This window comes from Crossiella cryophila, from assembly GCF_014204915.1.
Taxonomy (GTDB): domain Bacteria; phylum Actinomycetota; class Actinomycetes; order Mycobacteriales; family Pseudonocardiaceae; genus Crossiella; species Crossiella cryophila.
Genome location: NZ_JACHMH010000001.1, coordinates 1,412,200 through 1,433,006 on the forward strand (window position 1 = coordinate 1,412,200; position 20,807 = coordinate 1,433,006).

Annotated in this window: 20 protein-coding genes and 1 tRNA gene; 7 read left to right on the top strand and 14 right to left on the bottom strand. The window is 71.3% G+C overall.

From position 1 onward, the window contains the following. Window positions 1-51: 51 nt before the first annotated feature. From HNR67_RS06710 to HNR67_RS06725, 4 genes are all read right to left on the bottom strand, one after another. Complete coding sequence (locus tag HNR67_RS06710; protein ID WP_185001224.1) at window positions 52-1,878, bottom strand: S9 family peptidase; 1,827 nt, start codon at window positions 1,876-1,878, stop codon at window positions 52-54. 19 nt (window positions 1,879-1,897) lie between these two features. Continuing rightward, window positions 1,898-4,249, bottom strand: a complete 2,352-nt coding sequence (locus HNR67_RS06715; protein WP_185001225.1) for a penicillin acylase family protein — start codon at window positions 4,247-4,249, stop codon at window positions 1,898-1,900. Window positions 4,250-4,437: 188 nt separating this feature from the next. Beyond that, a tRNA-Pro gene (locus HNR67_RS06720) sits at window positions 4,438-4,511 on the bottom strand. A 22-nt stretch (window positions 4,512-4,533) separates the two neighbouring features. Next, on the bottom strand, window positions 4,534-5,487 hold the full coding sequence (locus tag HNR67_RS06725) for a metallophosphoesterase (RefSeq protein ID WP_185010249.1): 954 nt from the start codon (window positions 5,485-5,487) through the stop codon (window positions 4,534-4,536). A 68-nt stretch (window positions 5,488-5,555) separates the two neighbouring features. Here HNR67_RS06725 and HNR67_RS06730 point away from each other — a divergent pair, with 68 nt between their 5' ends. Continuing rightward, window positions 5,556-6,026, top strand: coding sequence for a GatB/YqeY domain-containing protein (locus tag HNR67_RS06730; RefSeq protein ID WP_185001226.1), 471 nt, complete (start codon window positions 5,556-5,558; stop codon window positions 6,024-6,026). A 64-nt stretch (window positions 6,027-6,090) separates the two neighbouring features. Here the strand turns inward: HNR67_RS06730 and HNR67_RS06735 are convergent, their stop codons facing one another. After that, on the bottom strand, window positions 6,091-8,445 hold the full coding sequence (locus HNR67_RS06735) for a penicillin-binding protein (protein ID WP_185001227.1): 2,355 nt from the start codon (window positions 8,443-8,445) through the stop codon (window positions 6,091-6,093). Between the two features lie 304 nt (window positions 8,446-8,749). On the opposite strand from HNR67_RS06735, the gene HNR67_RS06740 reads away from it, so the two are divergent. Continuing rightward, window positions 8,750-9,076: a WhiB family transcriptional regulator gene (locus tag HNR67_RS06740; protein WP_185001228.1), complete on the top strand. Its 327-nt coding sequence runs from the start codon at window positions 8,750-8,752 to the stop codon at window positions 9,074-9,076. Window positions 9,077-9,080: 4 nt separating this feature from the next. Here the strand turns inward: HNR67_RS06740 and HNR67_RS06745 are convergent, their stop codons facing one another. Genes HNR67_RS06745 through HNR67_RS06755 form a run of 3 tightly spaced genes read right to left on the bottom strand, consistent with a single transcriptional unit; the run spans window position 9,081 to window position 11,500 of the window. Further along, window positions 9,081-10,220, bottom strand: coding sequence for an ArsA family ATPase (locus HNR67_RS06745; RefSeq protein WP_312986624.1), 1,140 nt, complete (start codon window positions 10,218-10,220; stop codon window positions 9,081-9,083). Continuing rightward, window positions 10,217-11,206: an ArsA-related P-loop ATPase gene (locus HNR67_RS06750; protein ID WP_185010253.1), complete on the bottom strand. Its 990-nt coding sequence runs from the start codon at window positions 11,204-11,206 to the stop codon at window positions 10,217-10,219. The genes HNR67_RS06745 and HNR67_RS06750 overlap by 4 nt, the downstream gene beginning before the upstream one ends. Window positions 11,207-11,248: 42 nt before the next feature. Then, window positions 11,249-11,500: a hypothetical protein gene (locus HNR67_RS06755; protein WP_185001229.1), complete on the bottom strand. Its 252-nt coding sequence runs from the start codon at window positions 11,498-11,500 to the stop codon at window positions 11,249-11,251. Window positions 11,501-11,547: 47 nt separating this feature from the next. Here HNR67_RS06755 and HNR67_RS06760 point away from each other — a divergent pair, with 47 nt between their 5' ends. Both HNR67_RS06760 and HNR67_RS06765 read left to right on the top strand, forming a co-directional pair. Then, on the top strand, window positions 11,548-11,712 hold the full coding sequence (locus HNR67_RS06760) for a DUF4177 domain-containing protein (protein ID WP_221489793.1): 165 nt from the start codon (window positions 11,548-11,550) through the stop codon (window positions 11,710-11,712). 2 nt (window positions 11,713-11,714) lie between these two features. After that, complete coding sequence (locus HNR67_RS06765; protein WP_185001231.1) at window positions 11,715-12,173, top strand: RidA family protein; 459 nt, start codon at window positions 11,715-11,717, stop codon at window positions 12,171-12,173. A 55-nt stretch (window positions 12,174-12,228) separates the two neighbouring features. Here HNR67_RS06765 and HNR67_RS06770 read toward each other — a convergent pair whose 3' ends face one another. Genes HNR67_RS06770 through HNR67_RS06780 form a run of 3 tightly spaced genes read right to left on the bottom strand, consistent with a single transcriptional unit; the run spans window position 12,229 to window position 14,850 of the window. Continuing rightward, on the bottom strand, window positions 12,229-13,449 hold the full coding sequence (locus tag HNR67_RS06770; RefSeq protein WP_185001232.1) for a tetratricopeptide repeat protein: 1,221 nt from the start codon (window positions 13,447-13,449) through the stop codon (window positions 12,229-12,231). A gap of 28 nt (window positions 13,450-13,477) precedes the next feature. Next, complete coding sequence (locus tag HNR67_RS06775; RefSeq protein WP_407645114.1) at window positions 13,478-14,374, bottom strand: Gfo/Idh/MocA family protein; 897 nt, start codon at window positions 14,372-14,374, stop codon at window positions 13,478-13,480. A 20-nt stretch (window positions 14,375-14,394) separates the two neighbouring features. Then, entirely contained in the window at window positions 14,395-14,850 is a 456-nt protein-coding gene (locus HNR67_RS06780) for a hypothetical protein (RefSeq protein ID WP_185001234.1), read from the bottom strand. Between the two features lie 32 nt (window positions 14,851-14,882). On the opposite strand from HNR67_RS06780, the gene HNR67_RS06785 reads away from it, so the two are divergent. Together HNR67_RS06785 and HNR67_RS06790 are read left to right on the top strand one after the other, a co-directional pair. Beyond that, a complete protein-coding gene (locus tag HNR67_RS06785) occupies window positions 14,883-15,713 on the top strand; it encodes an NUDIX hydrolase (RefSeq protein WP_185001235.1) in 831 nt (276 codons plus the stop codon). Beyond that, window positions 15,710-16,489, top strand: coding sequence for an MBL fold metallo-hydrolase (locus HNR67_RS06790; RefSeq protein ID WP_312986627.1), 780 nt, complete (start codon window positions 15,710-15,712; stop codon window positions 16,487-16,489). Before HNR67_RS06785 ends, HNR67_RS06790 begins: the two co-directional genes overlap by 4 nt. On the opposite strand, the gene dnaN is transcribed toward HNR67_RS06790, so the two are convergent. Continuing rightward, complete coding sequence (gene dnaN / locus HNR67_RS06795; RefSeq protein WP_185001236.1) at window positions 16,486-17,589, bottom strand: DNA polymerase III subunit beta; 1,104 nt, start codon at window positions 17,587-17,589, stop codon at window positions 16,486-16,488. The two genes, HNR67_RS06790 and dnaN, sit on opposite strands and share 4 nt — an antisense overlap. 80 nt (window positions 17,590-17,669) lie before the next feature. On the opposite strand from dnaN, the gene HNR67_RS06800 reads away from it, so the two are divergent. After that, on the top strand, window positions 17,670-18,344 hold the full coding sequence (locus tag HNR67_RS06800; RefSeq protein ID WP_185001237.1) for an NPCBM/NEW2 domain-containing protein: 675 nt from the start codon (window positions 17,670-17,672) through the stop codon (window positions 18,342-18,344). 56 nt (window positions 18,345-18,400) lie between these two features. Here HNR67_RS06800 and HNR67_RS06805 read toward each other — a convergent pair whose 3' ends face one another. Together HNR67_RS06805 and HNR67_RS06810 are read right to left on the bottom strand one after the other, a co-directional pair. Beyond that, window positions 18,401-19,663, bottom strand: coding sequence for an MFS transporter (locus tag HNR67_RS06805; RefSeq protein ID WP_185001238.1), 1,263 nt, complete (start codon window positions 19,661-19,663; stop codon window positions 18,401-18,403). Between the two features lie 397 nt (window positions 19,664-20,060). After that, complete coding sequence (locus HNR67_RS06810; protein WP_185001239.1) at window positions 20,061-20,735, bottom strand: Crp/Fnr family transcriptional regulator; 675 nt, start codon at window positions 20,733-20,735, stop codon at window positions 20,061-20,063. Window positions 20,736-20,807 lie beyond the last annotated feature (72 nt).

Consider the following 20,807-nt stretch of genomic DNA (forward strand, 5'->3'; position numbering starts at 1 on the left):
GTCTCGTGGGACCGGTGACCCGAGCAGGCCTGCTGATGACTCAGATCAGCTTCACCCGGTGGCGAGGATCCGCCGGGCGAAATCGATCTCGGCCGCGGTCTGGCGCATCGTCTCGGCCACCACCAGCGAGCCGTGGCCCGCGTTGTACCGGTAGACCTCGTACGCGGCGCCGCGCTCGGCCAGCCGGTCCAGGTAGTTCTCGATCTGCCGGATCGGGCAGCGCGGGTCGTTCTCGCCTGCCAGCACCAGCACCGGCGTGGTCACCTTGTCCACGTAGGTGATCGGCGAGGACGCCTCGTAGCGCTCCGGCAGCTCCTCCGGCGACCCGCCGAACAGCGCCCGGTCGTAGGCCCGCAGCGGCTCCATCTCGTCCTCGTAGGCCGCCACGTAGTCGGCCACCGGCACGCTGGCCACCCCGGCCGCCCACAGCTCGGGCTGGGTGCCCACGGCCAGCAGGGTCAGGAACCCACCCCAGGAACCGCCCGCGACCACGCACTTGGCCGGGTCGGCCAGGCCCGAGCCGACCGCCCAGGCGTGCACCGCGGCCACGTCCTCCAGCTCGATCAGGCCGGGACGGCCCTCGATGGCATCCCGCCACACCGAGCCGTAGCCGGTGGAACCGCGGTAGTTGACGTGCACCACCGCGAACCCGGCGTCCACCCAGGCCGCGCGGTAGGCGGAGAAGCGGTCCTCATCGGCCGAGTGCGGTCCGCCGTGCAGCTCGAACACGGTCGGGAACGGGCCCTCGCCGGCGGGCCGGGTGACCAGCGCGTGCACCGGGCCGCCGGGGCCGGTCACGAACGCGTCCTCCAGTGGCACGCTCTCCGGGGCCCGCTCGCCCTGCGGCTCCAGCAGCACCCGGTCCACCCCGTCCGGGCCGATCGCGCGCACCGCGGGCGGCTGGCCGGAGTAGGACCAGGAGTACTCCACGGTGCCGTCCGGGCGGACCTCGGCCGAGCTGACCACGCCCCGCGCGGTGTCCACAGTGGACAGTTCGCCGGTGGCGAGGTCGTAGCGGTGCAGGGTGTTGCGGGCCTGGTGGGTGTGCGAGATCAGCAGCGCGCTGCCGTCGGGGTACCAGTCGCCGACGATCTCACCCGGCAGGTCAACGGTCAGCTCGACCTCGGTGTCGGCCGCCACGTCCCAGAGCAGCAGCTCCTCCTTGCCACGGCGCTCGTGCAGGATCAGCACCCGCTGATCGCCGGGCACCGGGCTGAAGGCCAGCGCGTCCAGGCCCTTGCCCTTGCCGTCCCACTTCTCCGCCACCGCGCTGCCGTCGTCGGCACGCAGCACCCGCAGTGCCGGGTGCCGGGAGTCGCCGTGCTCGGAGTGCGAGATGACCAGGAACGTCTCGTCCTTGGCCAGCGAGCCCACCCCGCCGTCGTGCTCGCTCTGGTAGACGATCTCCGAGGGCGCGCCGTCCCTGGCGATCCAGATCGTGGTGCCGTCGTCGGTGGCGGTGCCCAGCACGACCACCTTGCTGCCAAGGGCCAGCCCGGCCGGGTAGGCGTCCGGCGTGCCCGGCAGTGCGGGCACCGGGTCGGCGCCGCCCGCGTAGGGCTCGCTGACCCAGTGCCCGAACTCGTCGCCGTCGGTGTCGGCGAACCACCAGATGTGCTCGCCGTCGGGGGTGAGCGTGGCGTGCGTGGTGCCGTTCTTGCGATCGGTCACCTGCCGGTGCGCGTCGGTCTCCCGGTCCCAGGTGTAGACCTCCCAGACCCCGCCGAGGTTGGAGATGTAGAGGCTGCGCTGCGGCGCGTCCTCGGCCCAGCCCGGTCGCGACACCCTGGGTGCCGCGAACCGGGCCCGCCACCTCGCCTCGGCGGCCGGATCGGCGAAGAGCTGGTCGGGAACCTGTGCGGTCGGATGCTGGCTCACACCCCGATCCTAGAGTCCGCTACTCGGAGACGACCTCCGTCGTCAGCCCGGGGGCCTTGAGGATCTCCATCTGCGTGTACCGGCCCGGCACCCAGCCCTTGCGCACGTACAGCTCGGTCTGGTCGTAGTGGTGCGGGGAGGCCGGGTTGGCCGACTGCGAGTAGGTCAGCACGGACTGCGAGCGCGGCCCGTTGCCGGTGAGCTGGGCGGCCATGATGAAGCTGGAGCCCATCTCGACCTTGCCGTAGCTGCCGTCCGCCTGGATCTTGGTCGTGCTCGGCTCGGTCACGTTGAAACAGCCCTCACCGCCGGTGCAGCCCTGGATCGGCAGCAGCTTGCGGGAGGGGACGTCCCGCTGGGCCTTGCCGAGTTCCAGCTCCAGCGGCAGGTTGTTGCGCAGCAGCCGCTGCACCCCGTCCGCGATGGCCGTCTTGACCTTGGGCTCGGCGGTGTTGAGCGTGTGCGGGGTGCGCACCGGGTCCTTCGGGTCGAAGGGCACCACGAACTTGTTCGGCAGCGGCCGGATCCCGCCGTAGACCTCACGCCACAGCACCGCGCCGGGGCTGTCGGTGTCCATCCGACCGTCCCACTTGGTCAGCACCGCGCCCGCGGCACGCACATCGATCTTGGCGCCGTCGGTGGCGGTCATCGTCGGGTTGGCCTCGATCAGGCCGGTCACCGCGTCCCGGAACAGCTCACCGGTCAGCGTGCGGTTGCCCAGCATGGCCTGCTGCAGGTTCGGCAGGTCGAAGCCGGGCGCGCCCAGCCCGTCGCTGCCCGCGCGGCGCTGGTCCACCATCAGGTGGGACAGCCGGTCCCGCGGCGAGCGGGTGTCGGCCTGCGGGCCGTACATCCGCGGGTAGCCGGTCAGCGGGGCGAAGGCGTTGGTCAGCCAGGCCGACTCGTTGGCGTTCTGCACGTAGTCCGCGCGCTGCTGGGCCGGCTGGCTCTTCGGCCCGAAGATCCCGGCCACCACCGCGTCCGGATCGCTGCCCCAGCCGCATTCCTGCCGCGAGCCGTTGAGGATCACCCTGGCCGGGTAGGAGGCCCGGCCGGCCGGGGTGTCCACGCAGCGCTGCGCGTGCGCGTCGGTCACGTGCGGCACCACCGAGGCGTCGGCGTAGAAGCTCTGCCCCTTGGCGTCGGCGGCCACGGTGTTGGTGAAGGCCGAGCCCTGCACCCGGTTGAGCGCCTCCTTGACCTCGGTGACGTCCTTGGCCTTGGCCAGCGCCAGTTCCTGGTCGATCGCCCGCAGGCTGTCCTCATTGGACCCACGGACGGCGAAGGCCATCGTGCTGGTCCAGCCATCGGCCAGCACCGGCCCGTAGCGGGACCGGTACAGCACACGCTCCATAGTGGACAGTGCGCCGTCCGCGCCGCGCACCTGGACCCGCACGGTCTGCTTGCTCATCGGCTCGGTTTTCCCGTCCACCACATAGGAGGTCGGGTCACCGGGGGCCAGCTTCAGCTCGAACATGGTGAACCGGCTCGCGCTGGAGACGGTGTGCGTCCAGGCCATCGACTCGTTGTGCCCGATCGCGATCGTCGGCAGCCCGGCCAGCGCGGCGCCCAGCACGTTGAGCTTGCCCGGCACGGTCAGCTGCGCCTGGTAGAGCCGATTCGGCCCAGCCCACGGGAAGTGCGGGTTGCCCAGCACCATGCCGCTGCCGTCCCTGGTCGCCTCCTTGCCCAGCCCCCAGGCGTTGCTGCCCACCGACATCATCTCCGCCGCCGCCGGGATCGCCGGCGTGCCCTTGCCTGCCGGCGGTTTCGCGTTGGCGATCAGCGAGGTGAACGAGGACAGCCCGGTGAGCTGGCTGGAGTCGTGCAGGTTGCGCCACAGGTCCAGCTCGGTCAGCGGCCGCACCCACGCCCTGCCCCGGCAGGTCGGATCCGGCAGCCGGTCCACCCCGGTGGTCCGCAGGTACCGGTTGAACCCGGCCACGTACCCGCGCATGGTCTCCCTGACCTCCAGCGAGGGCCCCGACTTGTCCGCCAGCAGGTTCTCCAGCCGCCCGGAGTCGTTGAACGCCCGGAAGTACAGGTCGCTCTCCAGGTTGGTGAAGGTGCCCGGCCCGTTGTTGAACCGCCCCTCCGGCCCGAAATGCGCGGATCGCTGCCCGGCCAGCGTGGTCACGTGCTCGGCCATCTGGCACAGGTTGTCCTGCGCGTAGGCGTACCCGAACCCATACCCGGCCGAGCCCATGGTCGCCCCGGTGATGTGCGGCACCCCGTACTCGGTCCGCTGGATCACCGCCGAATAGGTCTTCCCGTCCGCCAGCGCCACCCCCGGCGCCGCCGACGCGGGCGCCGCCAGCACACTCCCGGCCAACGCGGTCACCACCGCGCCCACCACAAGACTTCGCACCATCTGGTGAATTCCCCCACGCCTAGAAGAGTCGGAACATCGAGTAGTCAAACCGACCCGATCCTGCGACACCTCCGGAGAAACCCGGACAAGATGTGCCCTTTGGGCACCGACAACCACCTAAGTGGGCCCACGGGTACCCCGGGAATGACTCAGGGCCTGCCCGCACAAGCGGACAGGCCCTGAGTTTGTCGGGGTGACAGGATTTGAACCTGCGACCTCTTCGTCCCGAACGAAGCGCGCTACCAAGCTGCGCCACACCCCGGTTAAGCGGAACGAGACAAATACTAGCGGACGTTCGCCTGGACACCGAATCGGGGGTTGCCACCAGCCCTGAGCAGGCTCGGGTCGAGTTCGGCCGAGCGTGGGACCAGGGTCAACAGGCTCGCCTCCGGCGGGCAGGCGAAGCGCACCGGCGCGTACGGCGAGGTGCCAAGGCCTGCCGAGACGTGCAGCCAGGTGTGCCTGCCCCAGCGGGAGGCGCCCTTGACCCTGGAACGGTCCAGGCCGCAGTTGGTGACCAGGGCGCCGTAGCCGGGCACGCACAGCTGCCCGCCGTGCGTGTGACCGGCCAGGACCAGGTCGTAGCCGTCCTCGGCGAAGGCGTCCAGCACGTGTGGTTCGGGCGAGTGGGTCAGGCCCAGGCGCAGGTCGGTGTGGTGGTCCGGCCTGCCGGCGATGTCGCTGTACTGGTCGCGGTGCAGGTGCGGGTCGTCCACGCCTGCGGCCTGGATGGTCAGGCCGGCGATGGTCAGGTTGCGGCGCACGTGGGTGAGGTCCTGCCAGCCGCGCTCGGTCAGCGCGGCACGCAGGTCGCGCCAGGGCAGCGGGGCGCCGTGCACGCGCTTGGTCTTGCTGGAGGGCAGCAGGTAGCGGGCCGGGTTCTTCGGCTTCGGCCCGTAGTAGTCGTTGCTGCCCCAGACGAACAGGCCGGGCAGGTCCAGCAGCGGGCCCAGCGCGCGCAGCACCGCGGGCACCGCCTTGGGATGCGCCAGGTTGTCCCCGGTGTTGATCACCAGGTCCGGCTCCAGCTCCGCCAGCGCGGCCACCCAGCGCTGCTTGGACTGCTGGCCGGGCAGCATGTGCAGGTCGGAGACGTGCAGCAGGCGCAGCGGGCGGGCGTTGTCGGAGAGCACCGGCAGTGTCGCGTGCCGTAGCGTCCACATCCGTCGTTCGATCGCGGTGGCGTAGCCGAGCGCCGCGCCGCCGAGTGCCGCCGTGCCGAGCAGGATCCGACCCAGGTTGTTCACCCTTACCAGGGTACGTAATGCGCCGTGGTGCCTTTTTCGCAGGAGTAACCTGCCTGGTCATGGCGGAGTTGAAGGCGAAACTGCAGGCCGATCTGGCCGCGGCGATGAAGCAGAAGGAGACCGTGACGGTGGCCTCGTTGCGGATGGCGCTCGCGGCGATCAGCACCGAGGAGGTGGCGGGCAAGACCGCCAAGGAGCTGACCGACGACGAGGTGCGACGGGTGCTCGCCCGCGAGCTGAAGAAGCGCAAGGAGGCCGCCGAGGCATTCGCCGGCGCCGGCCGGGCCGAGCAGGCCGCCGCGGAGCTGGCCGAGGGCGAGGTGCTCTCCGCCTACCTGCCCGCGCAGCTCGCCGATGCGGAGCTGGCCGATCTGGTCGGCCAGGCGGTGGCCGAACTGACCACGCAGCTCGGCGAGAAGCCCGGCCCGAAGCAGCTGGGCCAGGTCATGAAGGCGGCCAACGCGAAGGTGGCCGGACGCGCCGACGGTGGCCGGGTCGCCGCGCTGGTGAAGGCCACCCTGCTCGGCTGAGTCCCATCTACGAGAACGGGGTCTGTCCACTGTGGACAGACCCCGTTTCGCTTGTGCGCCTTGGTTAACCCGGTCCGCTGGTCGGTTCGATCGGGTCGATGGTGACGCCACCGGTCGGCGGGTTCACCTCGCCGGGCGGCGGTTCGGTGGTGCCGGTGGGCGGCGGCACGTAACCGGTGCTGACCCACAACGTGATCGTCTCGCCGGGCAGTGCCGCGCCGCGCGGGTTCTGCCCGACCACGGTGCCCTTGGGCTGGGCCGCGTTCCGGTTCTGCGTGCTGACCTTGTACCCGGCGGCCTGCAACTTCGAGGTGGCCTCGTTGACCATCATGCCGACCACGTTGGGCACCTTGGCCTCATCGCCGCCGTTGAGGTAGCGCCCGTCCGCACCCGGCAGCCCCTGCGCGGGCTGGTTGCCGTGGATCGCGCTCATCGCGTCGAACCAGGTCGGCGCGGACACCGAGGAGCCGTAGATGCCGCCGCCGGTGTTGCCGCCGCACAGCCGGGGCGGGTTGCCCTTGCAGATCACCTGCGGCCGGTTGCCGTCGTTGAAGGTCAGCACCGCGCCCGCGTACTGCGGGGTCGCGCCGACGAACCCGGCCGACTTGTGGTCCTGGGTGGTGCCGGTCTTGCCCAGCATCGGCCGGCTCCAGTCCTTCGGCCGCGCACCCGCCGCGGTGCCGCCGGGCAGGTCGTCCTTGCTCAGCCCCTGCGCCAGCCCGTTGGCCAGGCCCTCGGGCACCGCCTGCTCGCACGGGGCCTCGTTGAGCTGGATCGGCTTGCCGTTGCGGTCCAGGATCTGCTCGATCGGGCTGGGCGGGCACCAGGTGCCGCCACTCATGATCGTCGCGGACACGTTGGCCAGTTCCAGCGTGCTCACCGCGGCCGGGCCGAGGGTGAACGCGCCCTTGTTGTTGCGCCAGTAGTCCGACTGCGACCGGTTCAGATCGTCCCTTTTGGACTTCGGATCCGGCTTCACCCCGGCCACGTTGAGCTGCATGGTCTCCCGCAGCCCCAGCCTGCTGGCCATGTCGACCACCGGGCCCATGCCGACCCGCTCCTCCAGGATGACGAACCCGGTGTTCGGCGAGGTGGCCAGCGCGCTCTGCAGGGTCATCTGCTGCGGGTAGTTGTCGCCCGCGTTGCTCAGGCAGTACCAGCGTTCCCCGCCACCGGCCGGCGGGCAGCGGGTGGCGCCGCCCTTGAAGACCTTGGAGGTGTAGGAGGTCGGGGTGTCGATCACGTTGTTGATGCCCATGCCGCGTTCCAGCGCCGCGGCCGCGGTGAAGATCTTGAAGATCGAGCCCGCGCCGAACTTGTTCGCCGCCGCGCTGGGCAGCGCGTAGGTGGTCTGGCCCTTGTCCGAGTCCAGGCCGTAGTCCCGGTTGGCCACCAGCGCGAGCACCTTGTGCCGCTCCTTGCCCGGCTGCACCACGGCCATGGTGTTGGCCACCCCGTTGGCGTCCTTGGGCACCCGGCCCTGCGCCGCCTTCTTGGCCGCCTGGGTGATCCGAGGGTCCAGGGTGGTCTTGATGGTGAAACCACCGCGCTTCAACGTGTCCTCGGAGTACCCGATCTTGCTCAGGTAGTCGATGACGTACTTGCAGAAGAACCCGTTGTCCGGCCCGGCGCCGATGCAGCCGTAGGGCGGGTTGCGGAAGTCCGGCGCGGTGCCCAGCGCCTCCTTCTTGGCCGCCTCGGCCACCTCCACCGGGATCCGGCCCTGCCTGCCCATCTCGCTGATCACCAGGTTGCGCCGGGTGAGCGCGGCTTCCGGGTTGCGCTTGGGGTTGAGCCCGCTGGGCTCGTTGACCATGCCGGCCAGCAGTGCGGCCTGGGCGATGGTGAGCTTGTCCGGGCTGGTGTCGAAGTAGGTCTTGGCCGCCGCGGCCACCCCGTAGGTGCTCGCGCCGAAGGGCACGATGTTGAGGTAGCGGGTGAGGATCTCGTCCTTGGTGAGCTTGCGCTCCAGCTGCAGCGCGATCCGCATCTCGCGCAGCTTGCGGGCCGGGGTCTGCTCCTGCGCCTTGGCCTGCTCGACCTTGTTCGTGGCCACCACGTGCATCAGGTAGTTCTTCACGTACTGCTGGGTCAGGGTGGATCCGCCCTGGGCGACCTTGCCCTCCACCGTGTTGGTCACCAGCGCGCGCATCGCGCCGCGCCAGTCCACGCCCTGGTGGTCGTAGAAGCGCTGGTCCTCAATGGACACGATGGCGGCCTTCATGGTGTCCGCGATCTTCTCCGGACCGGCCAGCACCCGGTACTGGTCGAAGAGGTAGGCGATCTGGCTGCCCTGCGCGTCCAGCACCGTGGTCAGCAACGGCGGGTCCTTCTGGACCAGATCCGAGGAGATGCTGTCGACTGTGTCACTAGCGCGGTTGGAGACCACCCCCAGCGCGCCAACCGCAGGAAACAACATGCCGGCGAGTAGCACTCCAGCCAGCACACATAGCCCCAACAACTTGATCAAAGCCGCCCGCACGCCCACGCGGGACAGCGTACGCTTCACCCATTTTGGTGACGGGATTCACACACTTTCGGGTGCGGGGATGTAACGGGTAGGCAAACCCGTCTTGGACCTGGAACCAGAACCCTCTACAGTCCGTCAACGTCGAACGACAGCACACCGGCGGGTGTGCCACTCCCCGTGGCGCACCTCATGCGGACCTCGGAGCTGGGGAGCACCGAGCGTAGTCGCGACGACGCGTAGGAGCTGGGGGAACATGGAGTTCAACCAGGGGGACTGGCGGGTAAGGGCCTCGTGCAGGGATGAGGACCCGGACCAGCTATTCGTCCGAGGTGCAGAGCAGCGCAAGGCCAAGCTCGTCTGCATGGGGTGCCCCGTGCGGACGGAATGCCTGGCTGAGGCGCTGGACAGTCGAATCGAGTTCGGTGTCTGGGGTGGCATGACCGAGCGGGAGCGTCGCGCTCTGCTCCGCCGCCGTCCGGACGTCGTGTCCTGGGCGGAACTGCTCGAGTCCGCCCGCCGCAAACACCTGGACTTCGATGAGGTCGAGGAAGCCGACTACCGCGTGGGCCTGCTGAGCTGACCGGTCACTGACCGGCCAGCCTGGCGCCGATCTCGCGCAGCCCGTCGATGTCGTGCACATCAGCGGGCAGCGCGGGCACGCCGATCATCGCCACGCCCGGGTGCGCCTTGGTGAACCGCGCGAGCAATCGTCGCTCACGCTCCGCCACGGCCACCCGGTCCGCGTGCAGTCGCAGCACGGCCGCGGCCAGTGGCGCCGATCCACCGCGTTCGAGGTCCTCGGCCGCGGCGAGCGCGCGTGCGCTTGGCAGGTCCGCGAACACCGGGTGGGTCCGATTGGCGACCAGCCCGGCCAGCGGCATGCCCTCACCGGCCAGCCGGTCCACGAAGTAGGAGGCCTCGCGCAGCGCGTCCGGTTCGGCCGCGGCCACCACCAGGAACGCGGTGCCAGGTGAGCGCAACAGCTCGTAGGTGGCCTGCGCGCGCTGCCGGAACCCGCCGAACATGCTGTCGAATGCCTGCACGAAGGCCGAGGCGTCGTTGAGCAGCTGGCCGCCGACGATCGTCGAGATCACCTTGGTGAACAGGCCGAAACCCGCGCCGACCAGTCGCCGGATGCCCCGCCCGCCTGCCCGTGCCGGCGCGGACAGCATGCGGATGATCTTGCCGTCGAGCACCGTGGACAGCCGCTGCGGCGCGTCCAGGAAGTCCAGCGCGGACCGGCTCGGCGGGGTGTCCACCACCACCAGGTCCCACTCGCCGGAGTGCACCAGCTGCCCCAGCTTCTCCATCGCCATGTACTCCTGGGTGCCGGAGAAGGACGAGGAAATGGTCTGGTAGAAGGGATTCCGCAGGATCTGCTCGGCCCGGTCCGGTCCGGCGTGGGCGAGCACCATCTCATCGAAGGTGCGCCGCATGTCCAGCATCATCGCGTGCAGCGCGCCGTCCGTGCCTTCCGGCGCGTCCACCACGGTCACCTCGCGCGGGTGGTTGCCCAGCTCGGTCAGGCCGAGGGACTGGGCCAGCCTGCGCGCCGGGTCGATGGTGAGCACCACGGTGCGCCTGCCGCGTTCGGCCGCGCGCAACGCCAGCGCCGCCGCGGTGGTGGTCTTGCCGACCCCGCCGGAGCCGCAGCACACCACCACCTTGGTCTGCGCGTCATCCAGCAGGTCGTCGATGTCCAGCAGCGGCGGGCGGGCGTTCACCGGACCCCCTGCTCGATCAGCAGCTCGCTCAGCTCGTACAGCCCGGCGGTGTCCACCCCGTCGGTGAGATCGGGCAGCTCCACCACGGGCAGGTCCACCTCGGCCAGCTGATCGCGCGCGGTCAGCTCGGCCTGCACCCGGATCGCGTGCTCCACCGTCTCGTCCACCAGTCCGTCCACAATGGCCTCGTCCAGGTTCAGCCCGGCGGCCAGCAGCCCGGCCTTGATCCGGGCCGCGTCCACCCGGCCACCGGCCGCCGCGCCCACCGAGCGCGCCGGCAGCCGGGGCGGCCGCACCCGGTTCATGATCACCGCGCCGGGCCGCAGGTCGGCGGCGTCCAGCTCGCCCACGGCGTCCATGGTCTCCCGCACCGGCATCTCCTCCAGCAGGGTCACCAGGTGCACCGCGGTGTCCCCGGAGTGCAGCAGCCGGATCACGCCATCGCTCTGGTTGCGGATCGGCCCGACCTTGGCCAGATCGGCCATCGCCCTGGTCACGTCGAGGAACTTGACCACCCGGCCGGTCGGCGGCGCGTCCACCACCACCGCGTCATATTCGTGCCGACCGCCCTCGCCGGTGCGGCCGACGCACTCCTTGATCTTGCCGGTGAGCAGCACGTCCCGCAGGCCGGGCGCGAGCGTGGTGGCGAACTCCACCGCGCCCATCCGGCGCAGCGTGCGCCCGGCGAAGCCCAGGTTGTAGAACATCGACAGGTACTCCAGCAGCGCCGCCTCGGCGTCCACCGCCAGCGCGCGCACCTCGCCGCCGCCGGGCGCGGCCGCGATCCGCTCCTCGGAGTAGGGCAGCGGCGCGTGGTCGAAGACCTGGGCGATGCCCTGCCTGCCCTCGACCTCCACCAGCAGCACCCGCCGCCCGCCGGTGGCCAGCGCGAGCGCCAGCGCGGCGGCGATCGTGGTCTTGCCGGTGCCGCCCTTGCCGGTGACTATGTGCAACCGGGCGCGGCTCAGCTCCTCGGTCCAGGCCATCACAGTGATCAGCCTAGGTCGACTCGCCCGAGCGTGCGGCGCTTAGCCCGCCAGCATGAGGAAAAGCACTGCGATGGCCTCGGCGGCCACCAGCGCCCAGGCCCAGGTGGAGGGCAGCACGAAGGCCACCAGCAGCGCGAGTGCCGCCACCACGGCCACCGAGATCAGCCCGGCCTGCACCACGGCCGCGTGCGTGGTCCGCTTCCGGTCCCTGACCTGCGCCATGGCGACCAGGGTGAGGATCAGACCGCCCACGATGAACAGGACGGTCGCGGTGATGCGCCAAGTCTCCACGTGATCACGGTATCCCCTCCGGCAACCATTTCGGCCGCACTAGTCTCATGGGCATGACGAAGTGGGAGTACGCCACGGTTCCGCTGCTGACCCACGCGACCAAGCAGATCCTCGACCAGTGGGGCGAGGATGGCTGGGAGCTGGTGTCGGTGCAGCCGGGACCCACCGGTGAGCAGCTGATCGCCTTCCTGAAGCGCCCGAAGGGCAACTGAGCATGGGCGAGTGGAAGCAGCGCCTGGTCGAGCTGGGCATCGAACTGCCTGCGGTGGCCGCGCCGGTGGCCGCCTACGTGCCTGCCGTGCGCAGCGGCGCGCACGTCTACACCTCCGGCCAGCTGCCGATCGTGGCAGGCGCGCTGGCCGCGACCGGCAAGGTCGGCGCGGCGATCAGCCCGGAGGAGGCCAAGCAGCACGCGCGCACCTGCGTGCTGAACGGACTGGCCGCCATTGACGCGCTGGTCGGACTGGACTCGATCACCCAGGTGGTCAAGGTGGTCGGCTACGTGGCCTCCGCGGACGGCTTCACCGGCCAGCCCGCGGTGATCAACGGGGCCTCCGAACTGCTCGGCGAGGTCTTCGGCGCGGCCGGGGTGCACGCCAGGGCCGCGGTCGGGGTGGCCGAGCTGCCGCTCGGGGCGCCGGTCGAGGTGGAACTGATCGTCGAGGTCGCCTGAGCCAGTGAACCGCCGCCACCCCGGGTGACCCTGGGGCGGCGGCGGTTCTTTCTTGTCAGACGGGCAGGGCGGCGAGCGCGGCCACCAGGGCCGAGCGCTGTTCCCTTGCCAGCAGCCGGTACGGCCGGGCGGCCATCCGGTCGGTCTGCGTCTCCATCCGCTGCCGCAGCGGATCCTCGCTGCTCAGCGCGGTCGCCTCGGCCGGGGAGAGCCCTTCCGCGCCCGCCGCGGCGGTCTGGGTGTCCACCCGGTGGTAGCGCAGCGCGCACAGGCCGTCGACCAGCCGGGCAGGCGCGGTGCGGGCCGACCGGGCGCCCACCCAGGCGTCGAAGGCCGCGCCCTCGGAAGTGCCGACCGCGCCACCCACCGCCAGGTCCACGAAGGACAACGCGATCTCCGGCGCCGGCCACAGCTCGGCCGCGGTCTCATCCACCACCGCCACCACCGCGCGCAGCATCGCCACGCACCGCGGCGTGGCCAGCACGGCCCGGCCCTGACGGCTCAGCCAGCCCGCCGCGGCCAGCTCGTCCAGCACCGCGTCCAGGTCCGGCGTCTGCGGGTGGATCGCGTGCACCACCGGCAGCAGCACCGGCCCGGACAGCAGCAGGGTGCGCAGTTCCAGCAACAGCTCGCCGCCCTCTGGCAGGCCGTGCTCGCCGGTCACCGCCGCCCCGCCGCGTTCGGCCGCGGCCTGGTAGATCGCGGTCAGCAGCCGGTTGAGCTGCTGCTGCACCGCCCGTGCGGTGAGCACCGCGTCGGTGGCCTCCCAGGCCCACAGCTGTGGATCACCCGGCTCGGCCCCGCCGCCGCGCATCCGCAGCGCGGTGGCGAAGCAGTGCCGGGCCGCGGCCCACTCGCCGGCGTCGTAGTAGCACTGGCCTGCGTGCTGGAAGATGAAGTGGAAGTGCGTGCCCAGCTCGGGCGTGCGGCTGCCGTCGACCAGGCAGCGGTCGAACTCGGCCATCGCCTCGGCGTAGCGGCCCTGCCACTGCAGCACGTGCGCCAGCCTGCTGCGGGCCAGCACCTCGGAGGCGGCCGGGCCGTGCTCCTCGGCCAGCCGCAACGCGGTGCACAGATGCCGCTGCGCCAGGTCCAGCCGCCGCAGGATGCGAGCGGCCACGCCGATCATGGTGTGGTGCTGCCTGGCCACCGCCGGGTTGCCCGGCACCGGCTGCGCGGCGGCCCGGTCCAGCCAGGCGGTCAGCGTGGCCGGATCGTCCGAGCACTCCCACAGGGTTTCCGGGTCGATGTGGTAGGCGAACAGCGGACTCGCCATCGGGTCAGTCGGTTGTGCGGTCACGGTCTCAGGCGACCCACCCGGCGCGGTGGGTGATCTCGTCGAGCACCCGTTGCAGGTGCAGTCCGCGGCGCACATCGCAGGGATGCTCGGTGCGGCCGCAGTCGATCAGCGCCAGGAACTCGTCCAGCAACGCGGTGAAGCAGTCCTGCGCGCTGAACTCGCCGCTGCCCAGCGCCCGGTGCCCGTGCTGCCCGTACACCGCGATGTCCACCACGCTGGGCTGGATCGGCAACCGCAGGGACAGGGTGAGCGTGCTGCTGGCCCCGCCCTCGTGGCCGAGCACCAGGTGGCACAGGTCGTCCGGGCCGCGATGCGCGGCGATGACCTGTTCGACCGGGCCGAGTGCGGCGTCGAGCAGGTCGATGGCGTGCGGACCGATGTCCAGCACCGCGCCGTCGGTCTGCCGCCACGGCGAGGCCGAGTACGGGCCGCCGAGCACCGCGCCGGTCAGCCAGCGCACCGAACCGCCGGTCCAGCCGCCCAGTTTGTGCAGCCCGGCCAGCCAGTCGCGGACCTCGGGGGAGTAGCGCCGGGTGAGCAGCAGCAGCGAGGCCAGTCCGCGTTCGGTCACCTCCTCGACCAGCCGCTGGGCCTGTTCCACATTGGCGGCCAACGGCTTCTCCAGCACCAGGTGCTTGCCTGCCCTGGCCGCCTGGAGCGCGAGATCGCCCTGGATCGCCGGTGGCACCGCGAACGCGACCGCGTCCACAGTGGACAGGAGTTCGTCGAAGGAGTCCGCGGTCAGCGCGCCGTGCGGCTCGGCGAGGTCCTTGGCCGCGTCCCGCCGCCGGGCCCACACCGCGGCCAGCCGGGTGCCGGGGTGATCCGCGATGCCGGGGGCGTGCACCGCCCTGGCCCATGGACCCGCACCGACCAAGCCGATCTTGAGCTGTTCGTCCACGGGGAACATCCTGCCGGGTTTCAACGTGCGTCGCGGAACACCCGCACCGGAACTTCTATCCGGCCACCACCGGCGAAGTCCAGCCGCACGGTCTCCGGGCTCCAGCGCACGGTCAGCCCGTTGTCGGTACGCCAGCCCGTGGGCACCTGGAGCACGTGCCCACGCGAGACCTCGCCGCCGTCGTGGCGGCCCAGCCACACCTCGAAGGAGTTGCCGCTGGACATCATGGTGCCGACGCGTTTCACCGCCAGCGCGTAGCCCTGGTAGTCCCCTGCGGTGGCCACCGCGGTCGGCGGGGACTGCACCTGCACCGTGCTGCGCACCGGCAGCAGCAGCGCGACGGTGATCGCCACGGTCAGCACGGTGCCCAGCACCGCACCCGCCAGCACCAGGCTCAGCTTCAGCAGACAGCCCGCGAACCGCGGCCGCGGCAGGCTGACGTCCGGCTGCTGGGATGGGACGTTCGGCACACTCACGCCGCACATCTTCCCGCCCTAGTCTGGATCGCATGCCGCAGCTACCCGAGGAGATGGTCCTGCCCGAGGGATTCGTGCCTGCGCAGGCCCCGCAGCCGCCTGCCGAGCCCCGGGATTCGGCCACCGTGGCCCTGGTCAGGGACACCGCGACCGGACCCGAGGTGTTCCTGCTGCGCCGGGTGACCGGCATGGCCTTCGCCGGCGGCATGACCGTCTTCCCCGGCGGCGGGGTGGACCGGCGGGACGCGGACACCTCGGTCGCCTGGGCCGGACCGACCCCGGCCTGGTGGGCCCAGCGGTTCGGCTGCCAACCGGAGCTGGCCAGGGCACTGGTGTGCGCGGCGGTCCGGGAGACCTTCGAGGAGGCCGGGGTGCTGCTGGCCGGGCCTGACGCGGACAGCATCGTGGCGGACACCGCGCCGTACGCCGACGCCCGGCAGGACCTGGTGGACCGGAAGCTGTCGCTGGCGGAGTTCCTCACCGAGACCGGCCTGGTGCTGCGCGCGGACCTGCTGCGCCCGATGGCCAACTGGGTGACCCCGCCGGAGGAGCCGCGCCGCTACGACACCCGGTTCTTCCTGGCCGCACTGCCGGCCGGTCAGCGCGCCGACGGCACCACCACCGAGGCCGACCACGCCGCCTGGCAGCGTCCCGCGGACGCCCTCGCGGACTGGGCGGCCGGGCGCAGCGGCCTGATGCCGCCGACCTGGGTGACCCTGTCCCAGCTCGATCAGCACCGCACGGTGCGCGAACTGCTGGCCGTGGACCGCCCGATCACCAAGATCACGCCGAGGGTGGTGCGCCGCAACGGCAACCTGCACGTGGCCCTGCCCGGCGACGCCGACTACCCGGAGGCATCGTGACCCACCCGGCCTACGGCACGCTCCGCCAGGTCACCGCCAACGCGGCGGTGCTGCTGGCGGACAACCCGAACATGATGACCCTGGACGGCACCAACACCTGGCTGCTGCGCGCCCCCGGCCACCCGGAGTGCGTGGTGGTCGACCCGGGCCCGGACGATGAGGAACACCTGGCCAGGGTGGCCGCGCACGGCCCGGTCGCGGCGGTGCTGATCACCCACCACCACGGCGACCACACCGGCGGCGCGGCCCGCTTCGCCGAGCTGACCGGCGCGCCAACGCACGCCATCGAGCCCGAGCACCGGCACAACGGCGGCGGCGACCTGCACGAGGGCCAGGTCATCGAGGCCGCGGGGCTGCGGCTGCGGATCTGGGTCACGCCGGGGCACACCGCCGACTCGCTCTGCGTGCAGATCGAGGGTGACGGCTCGCTGCTCACCGGCGACACCATCCTGGGCCGGGGCACCACCATCGTGGCGCACCCCGACGGCAGGCTCGGCCCGTACCTGACCACGTTGCGCCGCCTGATGGAGCTGCCACCGGGCACCACCGTGCTGCCCGGCCACGGCCCCGAGCTGCCCGACGTGGCCGCGGTGGCCACCGCCTACCTGACCCACCGCGAGCAGCGGCTGGACCAGGTCCGCCAGGCCCTGGAAACCCTGGGCCAGGACGCCACCGCGCGCGCCGTGGTCGAGCTGGTCTACGCCGATGTGGACCAGACGCTGTGGCCAGCCGCCGAGTGGTCGGTGCAGGCCCAGCTCGCCTACCTGCGCGGCTAGGGCTGGCGCAGCGGCACCACCAGGTAGCGCAGCCGCACCGCGCCGGGCGGGGTGACGTGGCTGAACATGGTGCCCCGGATGCCCGGCTGGATGTCCACCCTGACCTCGTGCTCGCCAAACCAGCGCAACGTCTCCAACAGGTATTTCGCCTGGTAACCGCGGCTCACCCGGTTCCCGTGCACGCCGGCCTTGACCGTCTCCTCGGCCTCCCCGGCCTGCGGATCGCTGCCGCGCACCCGCAGCTCGCCGTCCCCGGTCTCCAGGGTCACCGTGCCGCGCGGCCCGGCATACGGCGCGACCCGGCGCACCGCCCCGGCCAGCGCGGCGCCGTCCAGGGTGAGCGAGCAGTCGATGGTGCTCGGGAACAGCTTGTCCTCCTCCGGCAGCCCGCTGACCAGCACCGAGGTGGTGACTGTCGAGGAACCCCAAGCCAGCGCGGCCCGGTCCTCGTCGGCATGGATGCTCACCCGGTCCGCGCCCCGCGCCTGCTTGGCCACCTCGGTGAACAGCGTGGCCGGGATCAGCACGTCCAGCCCGTCGTCGGCGGAAACCCACGGCAGGTCAGCCGCGGCCATCCGGTACCGGTCGGTGGCCACCGCCACCAGCCGCCCGCCCTTGGCCCGCAACCGCACCCCGGTGAACACCGGCAGCGCGTCGTCCCGGCTGGCCGCCGAGGCCACCGGCAGCACCGCCGCGTGCAGATCAGCGCCCCGGACACTGCCCGCCACCGCGGGCGGTGCGGGCACCCCAGGGTGGTCCTCCGCGGCCAGCAGCGGCAACGCGAACCGCGCACTGGGCGTCCGGACCGCCAGCCGCGAGCCCTCCACCACCAGCCGCACATCGGGGGAGTCCAGTGCGGCCAGCGTCTCGGCCAGCGGCCTGGCCGGGACCAGGACCTGGCCGTCGGTGTGCGTGACGGCCGCGGTGTGCAACCGCACCCCGCGTTCCCGGTCGGTGGCCGCCAGGGTCACCCCGCCCGCGTCCGCGGACAGCAGCAGCCCGGCCAGCACCGGATCAAGGGTGCGGCCGGGCAGCAGCCGGGACAGGTCGGCGGCGGCGGTGGCCAGCGCGGTGGTGGTCGCGGTCAGGTCCAGGGACATGCCGCGCACGCTAGCGCCGCCCACCGACAGTTCCGCGCTGGCTACGATGCGCCCGCATCGAAGTACGAGGGAGGCGTTCGATGACGGTGCCGACTGGCCCCGAAAAGCCCACGGAACCGACCGCAGAGCCAGGCAAGAAGAAGTGGGAACCCGCGGTTGTCGCGGCGATCATCTCAGCGGTCGGCGCGTTCGTCGTGGGGATCATGACCGCGGGCAGCGGTCTGCTCAGCGGGATCATCCAGGCGAAGACCACGACTGTGACGAAGGTCGAGACCTCCACACAGACGGTCTATGTCACCGCCAGCTCGCTGTCCACATCGCCGCCGGCCAATGGCGGGCCCACCAGCCAGAAGGCGGCCGCACCTGGAGACACGCTGAGCCTGCGCGAGGTGCCACCACTGGGCAGCCGGGTGTTCAAATACGGTCGGTACTCCGTCGCAGGGCAGGCGAAGGAACCAGCGATGGCGGGGAAGGTGGAGCAGTTCGGGATCTCGGTGTCCGACAAGTACCAGATGCCGGACGGCTATGGCACGTTCCGGGCGACAGTCGGGCTCGCCGACGGCGCTCCAGTCGACTCGACCTGCACGTTTGAGGTGGAGGTCGACGGCAGCACTGTCAGGAGCGTGATCGTGCTCGCGGGCAAGACCGCACTACTAGAGGCGCAAGTCGGCTCAGGGAAGACCTTCAAGCTCATTGCCAGCAGTCAGACAGCCCAGCCCACCGCGGTGTGGATCGAACCCGTGCTGGTGAAGTAGCCAAGACGTGCTCTGCCGGCCGGCAACCTGCGCCGGTCGGCAGAGCACGGACCTGGTCAGCCGCGGGCGGGGGCGAGGTCAGCGACCGCGCAGTCCGCGGGCGAGACCGCCGGGAGCGCGTCCCGCACGGTCCGCCTGCGCAGCCACACGCCACCGGCGATCAGCAGACCGGCCACGGTCGCGGCGGCGAAGGCCAGCGGCGGCCCGGACAGCTCGATCAGCTGACCGCTGACCGACTGGCCCGCGGCCAGGCCAAGGGTCACCGAGGTGATCACCCAGCCGAAGGCCTCGGTGGAGCTGCCAGCCGGGGCGACCTCGTCCACCGCGATGGAGTGCGCGGTGGCCTGCGGGGTGATCAGGGTGCCGACCACCAGCAGCGCGATGGCCAGGCCGGCCAGGCTGGTCTGCCAGACCAGCAGCAGGAGCAGCAGCGAGAACGCGGCCAGCAGCACCGGCAGCCGCAGGTACATCGGGCGCGGCACCGGGCGCAGGCCGTAGAGCAGGCCCGCGACCACCGAGCTGACCGACCACAGGCTCAGCAGCAGACCGCCGACCGAGCTGGGGTAACCGGCCATGGTGGCCGCCGCCGGGACCGCGATCTCGACGAAGCCGATGGTCACGCCGAAACCGAAGGCGGCCAGCGCGACCGTGCGCATGGCCGGGGTGAGCACGGCCAGCAGGCCCTGCCCCGCCCTGGGCTCGGTGCGCTCGCGCCAGGCCCGCACGGCCGGGGTCAGCGCGAAACCGACCGCGCCGATCACCATCGAGCCCGCGCCGATCACCACGCCGGTGCCCGGCCAGGGCAGCGCCATCAGCAGACCGGCGATGGCCGGGCCCAGGATGAAGAAGACCTCCATGCTGATCGCCTCGTAGGAGTAGGCGGCCTGCCGGGCCGGGCCCGGCGGCAGCAGCCTGCTCCACAGGCTCCGGGAGGAGGAGCTGACCGAGGGCTGGCTGACGCCGAGCGCGAGCGCGATCACCATCAGCAGCCACACCGGCGCGCCGGACTCCACCGCGGTCACCCCGAGCGTGGTGAACAGGGTGAGCAGCGCGGCGGCGGTGAGCAGCGGGCGGGTCGGGCCGAACCGGTCGACCAGGCGGCCCTGCAGCACCGAACCGATCGCGGCGCCGGTCAGGGCGCCGGCGGAGACCAGGCCGGCCGAGGCGAAGGAGCCGGTGGCGTGCCGGACGTAGAGCATGAGCGCCAGCCCGACCATCGCGACCGGGAGGCGCCCGAGCAGCGCGGCCAGCACCGGGAGGCGCGCTGCCGGGGTGCTCAGGGCCGCGCGGTAGGACGCGAAAGACACAGACTGGGACATGTGTACCAGTCTGCCTGATCTGGTACGCGGGTACCAGTTATTTCCCGGTGCCCTTGGTCACCACACGCAGGGTCACGATGCTGTAACGAAAATGCGGTTTCTGGGTGAATCCACGCAACTTCGGCGCGAAGAACGCCGTCCTTGAGGGTGACAGCGCTTGTACAAAAGTGCTGGAAGACGCAGTGTTGGCGCTGTGCCCGTCACGACAGGGCTGGTCAGGCGTCTAAGAGACACATGCTTCACAATCGAACTTGAAAATTTCCCTCGGAGATCCGGGTCGGGGCCGGGCCGGGGGACGCGTGGCTGGTCGGGGGATTGGCCACGCACCAAAAGGAGGCTGGCGCGCCGCGTCGGGGGCGGCGTCCAGCCTCCTCTTGTTTTCCAGTTCTCTGGTGCGCTACCGCGCCCGGCGAGCCATCCGCTCCGGGTCCAGGATCAGCACGCTCTTGCCCTCCAACCGCAGCCAGCCACGGTGGGCGAAGTCGGCCAGCGCCTTGTTCACGGTCTCCCGTGAGGCGCCGACGAACTGCGCGATCTCCTCCTGTGTCAGGTCGTGGGTGACCCGCAACAGGCCACCCTCCTGGCTGCCGAAACGCTGCGCGAACTGCAACAACGCCTTGGCAACCCGACCGGGCACATCGGTGAAGATCAGGTCCGCCAGCATGTTGTTCGTCCGGCGCAGCCTTCTCGCCAGCACCCGGAGCAGTTGCTCCGCGATCTCTGGTCGCTTGTTGATCCACTCGCGGAGCGCCGGCCGGTCCATGGTCAGCGCACGCACCTCGGTCACCGTGGTGGCCGTGGAGGTCCTCGGGCCCGGATCGAAGATGGACATCTCGCCGAACATGTCGGAAGGTCCCATGATGGCCAGCAGGTTCTCCCTGCCGTCCGGCGATTTGCGCCCGAGCTTCACCTTTCCCGACTGCAGGATGTACAGCCGGTCGCCGGGCTCTCCTTCCGCGAAGATCACATGGCTGCGCGGGAAGTCCACAGCCTCCAAAGAACTGGCCAGCGCCTCAGCGGCAGCCGGATCCACGCCCTGGAAGATGCCCGCGCGGGCCAGGGTCTCGTCCACCTCGTCCCTCCTGTCGAGACGCGGCAGTCACGTGTTCTCGTCGAAGCCACTGGAGCGGGCCACGACGACGTG

Bases quoted from the DNA above. Each gene is read 5' to 3' on its own strand.
- HNR67_RS06715 (WP_185001225.1), bottom strand. From the start codon at position 4,249: ATGGTGCGAAGTCTTGTGGTGGGCGCGGTGGTGACCGCGTTGGCCGGG.
- HNR67_RS06730 (WP_185001226.1), top strand. From the start codon at position 5,556: ATGGCGGAGTTGAAGGCGAAACTGCAGGCCGATCTGGCCGCGGCGATG.
- HNR67_RS06735 (WP_185001227.1), bottom strand. From the start codon at position 8,445: ATGTTGTTTCCTGCGGTTGGCGCGCTGGGGGTGGTCTCCAACCGCGCT.
- HNR67_RS06740 (WP_185001228.1), top strand. From the start codon at position 8,750: ATGGAGTTCAACCAGGGGGACTGGCGGGTAAGGGCCTCGTGCAGGGAT.
- HNR67_RS06750 (WP_185010253.1), bottom strand. From the start codon at position 11,206: ATGGCCTGGACCGAGGAGCTGAGCCGCGCCCGGTTGCACATAGTCACC.
- HNR67_RS06760 (WP_221489793.1), top strand. From the start codon at position 11,548: ATGGGCATGACGAAGTGGGAGTACGCCACGGTTCCGCTGCTGACCCAC.
- HNR67_RS06765 (WP_185001231.1), top strand. From the start codon at position 11,715: ATGGGCGAGTGGAAGCAGCGCCTGGTCGAGCTGGGCATCGAACTGCCT.
- HNR67_RS06770 (WP_185001232.1), bottom strand. From the start codon at position 13,449: ATGGCGAGTCCGCTGTTCGCCTACCACATCGACCCGGAAACCCTGTGG.
- HNR67_RS06785 (WP_185001235.1), top strand. From the start codon at position 14,883: ATGCCGCAGCTACCCGAGGAGATGGTCCTGCCCGAGGGATTCGTGCCT.
- dnaN (WP_185001236.1), bottom strand. From the start codon at position 17,589: ATGTCCCTGGACCTGACCGCGACCACCACCGCGCTGGCCACCGCCGCC.
- HNR67_RS06800 (WP_185001237.1), top strand. From the start codon at position 17,670: ATGACGGTGCCGACTGGCCCCGAAAAGCCCACGGAACCGACCGCAGAG.
- HNR67_RS06805 (WP_185001238.1), bottom strand. From the start codon at position 19,663: ATGTCCCAGTCTGTGTCTTTCGCGTCCTACCGCGCGGCCCTGAGCACC.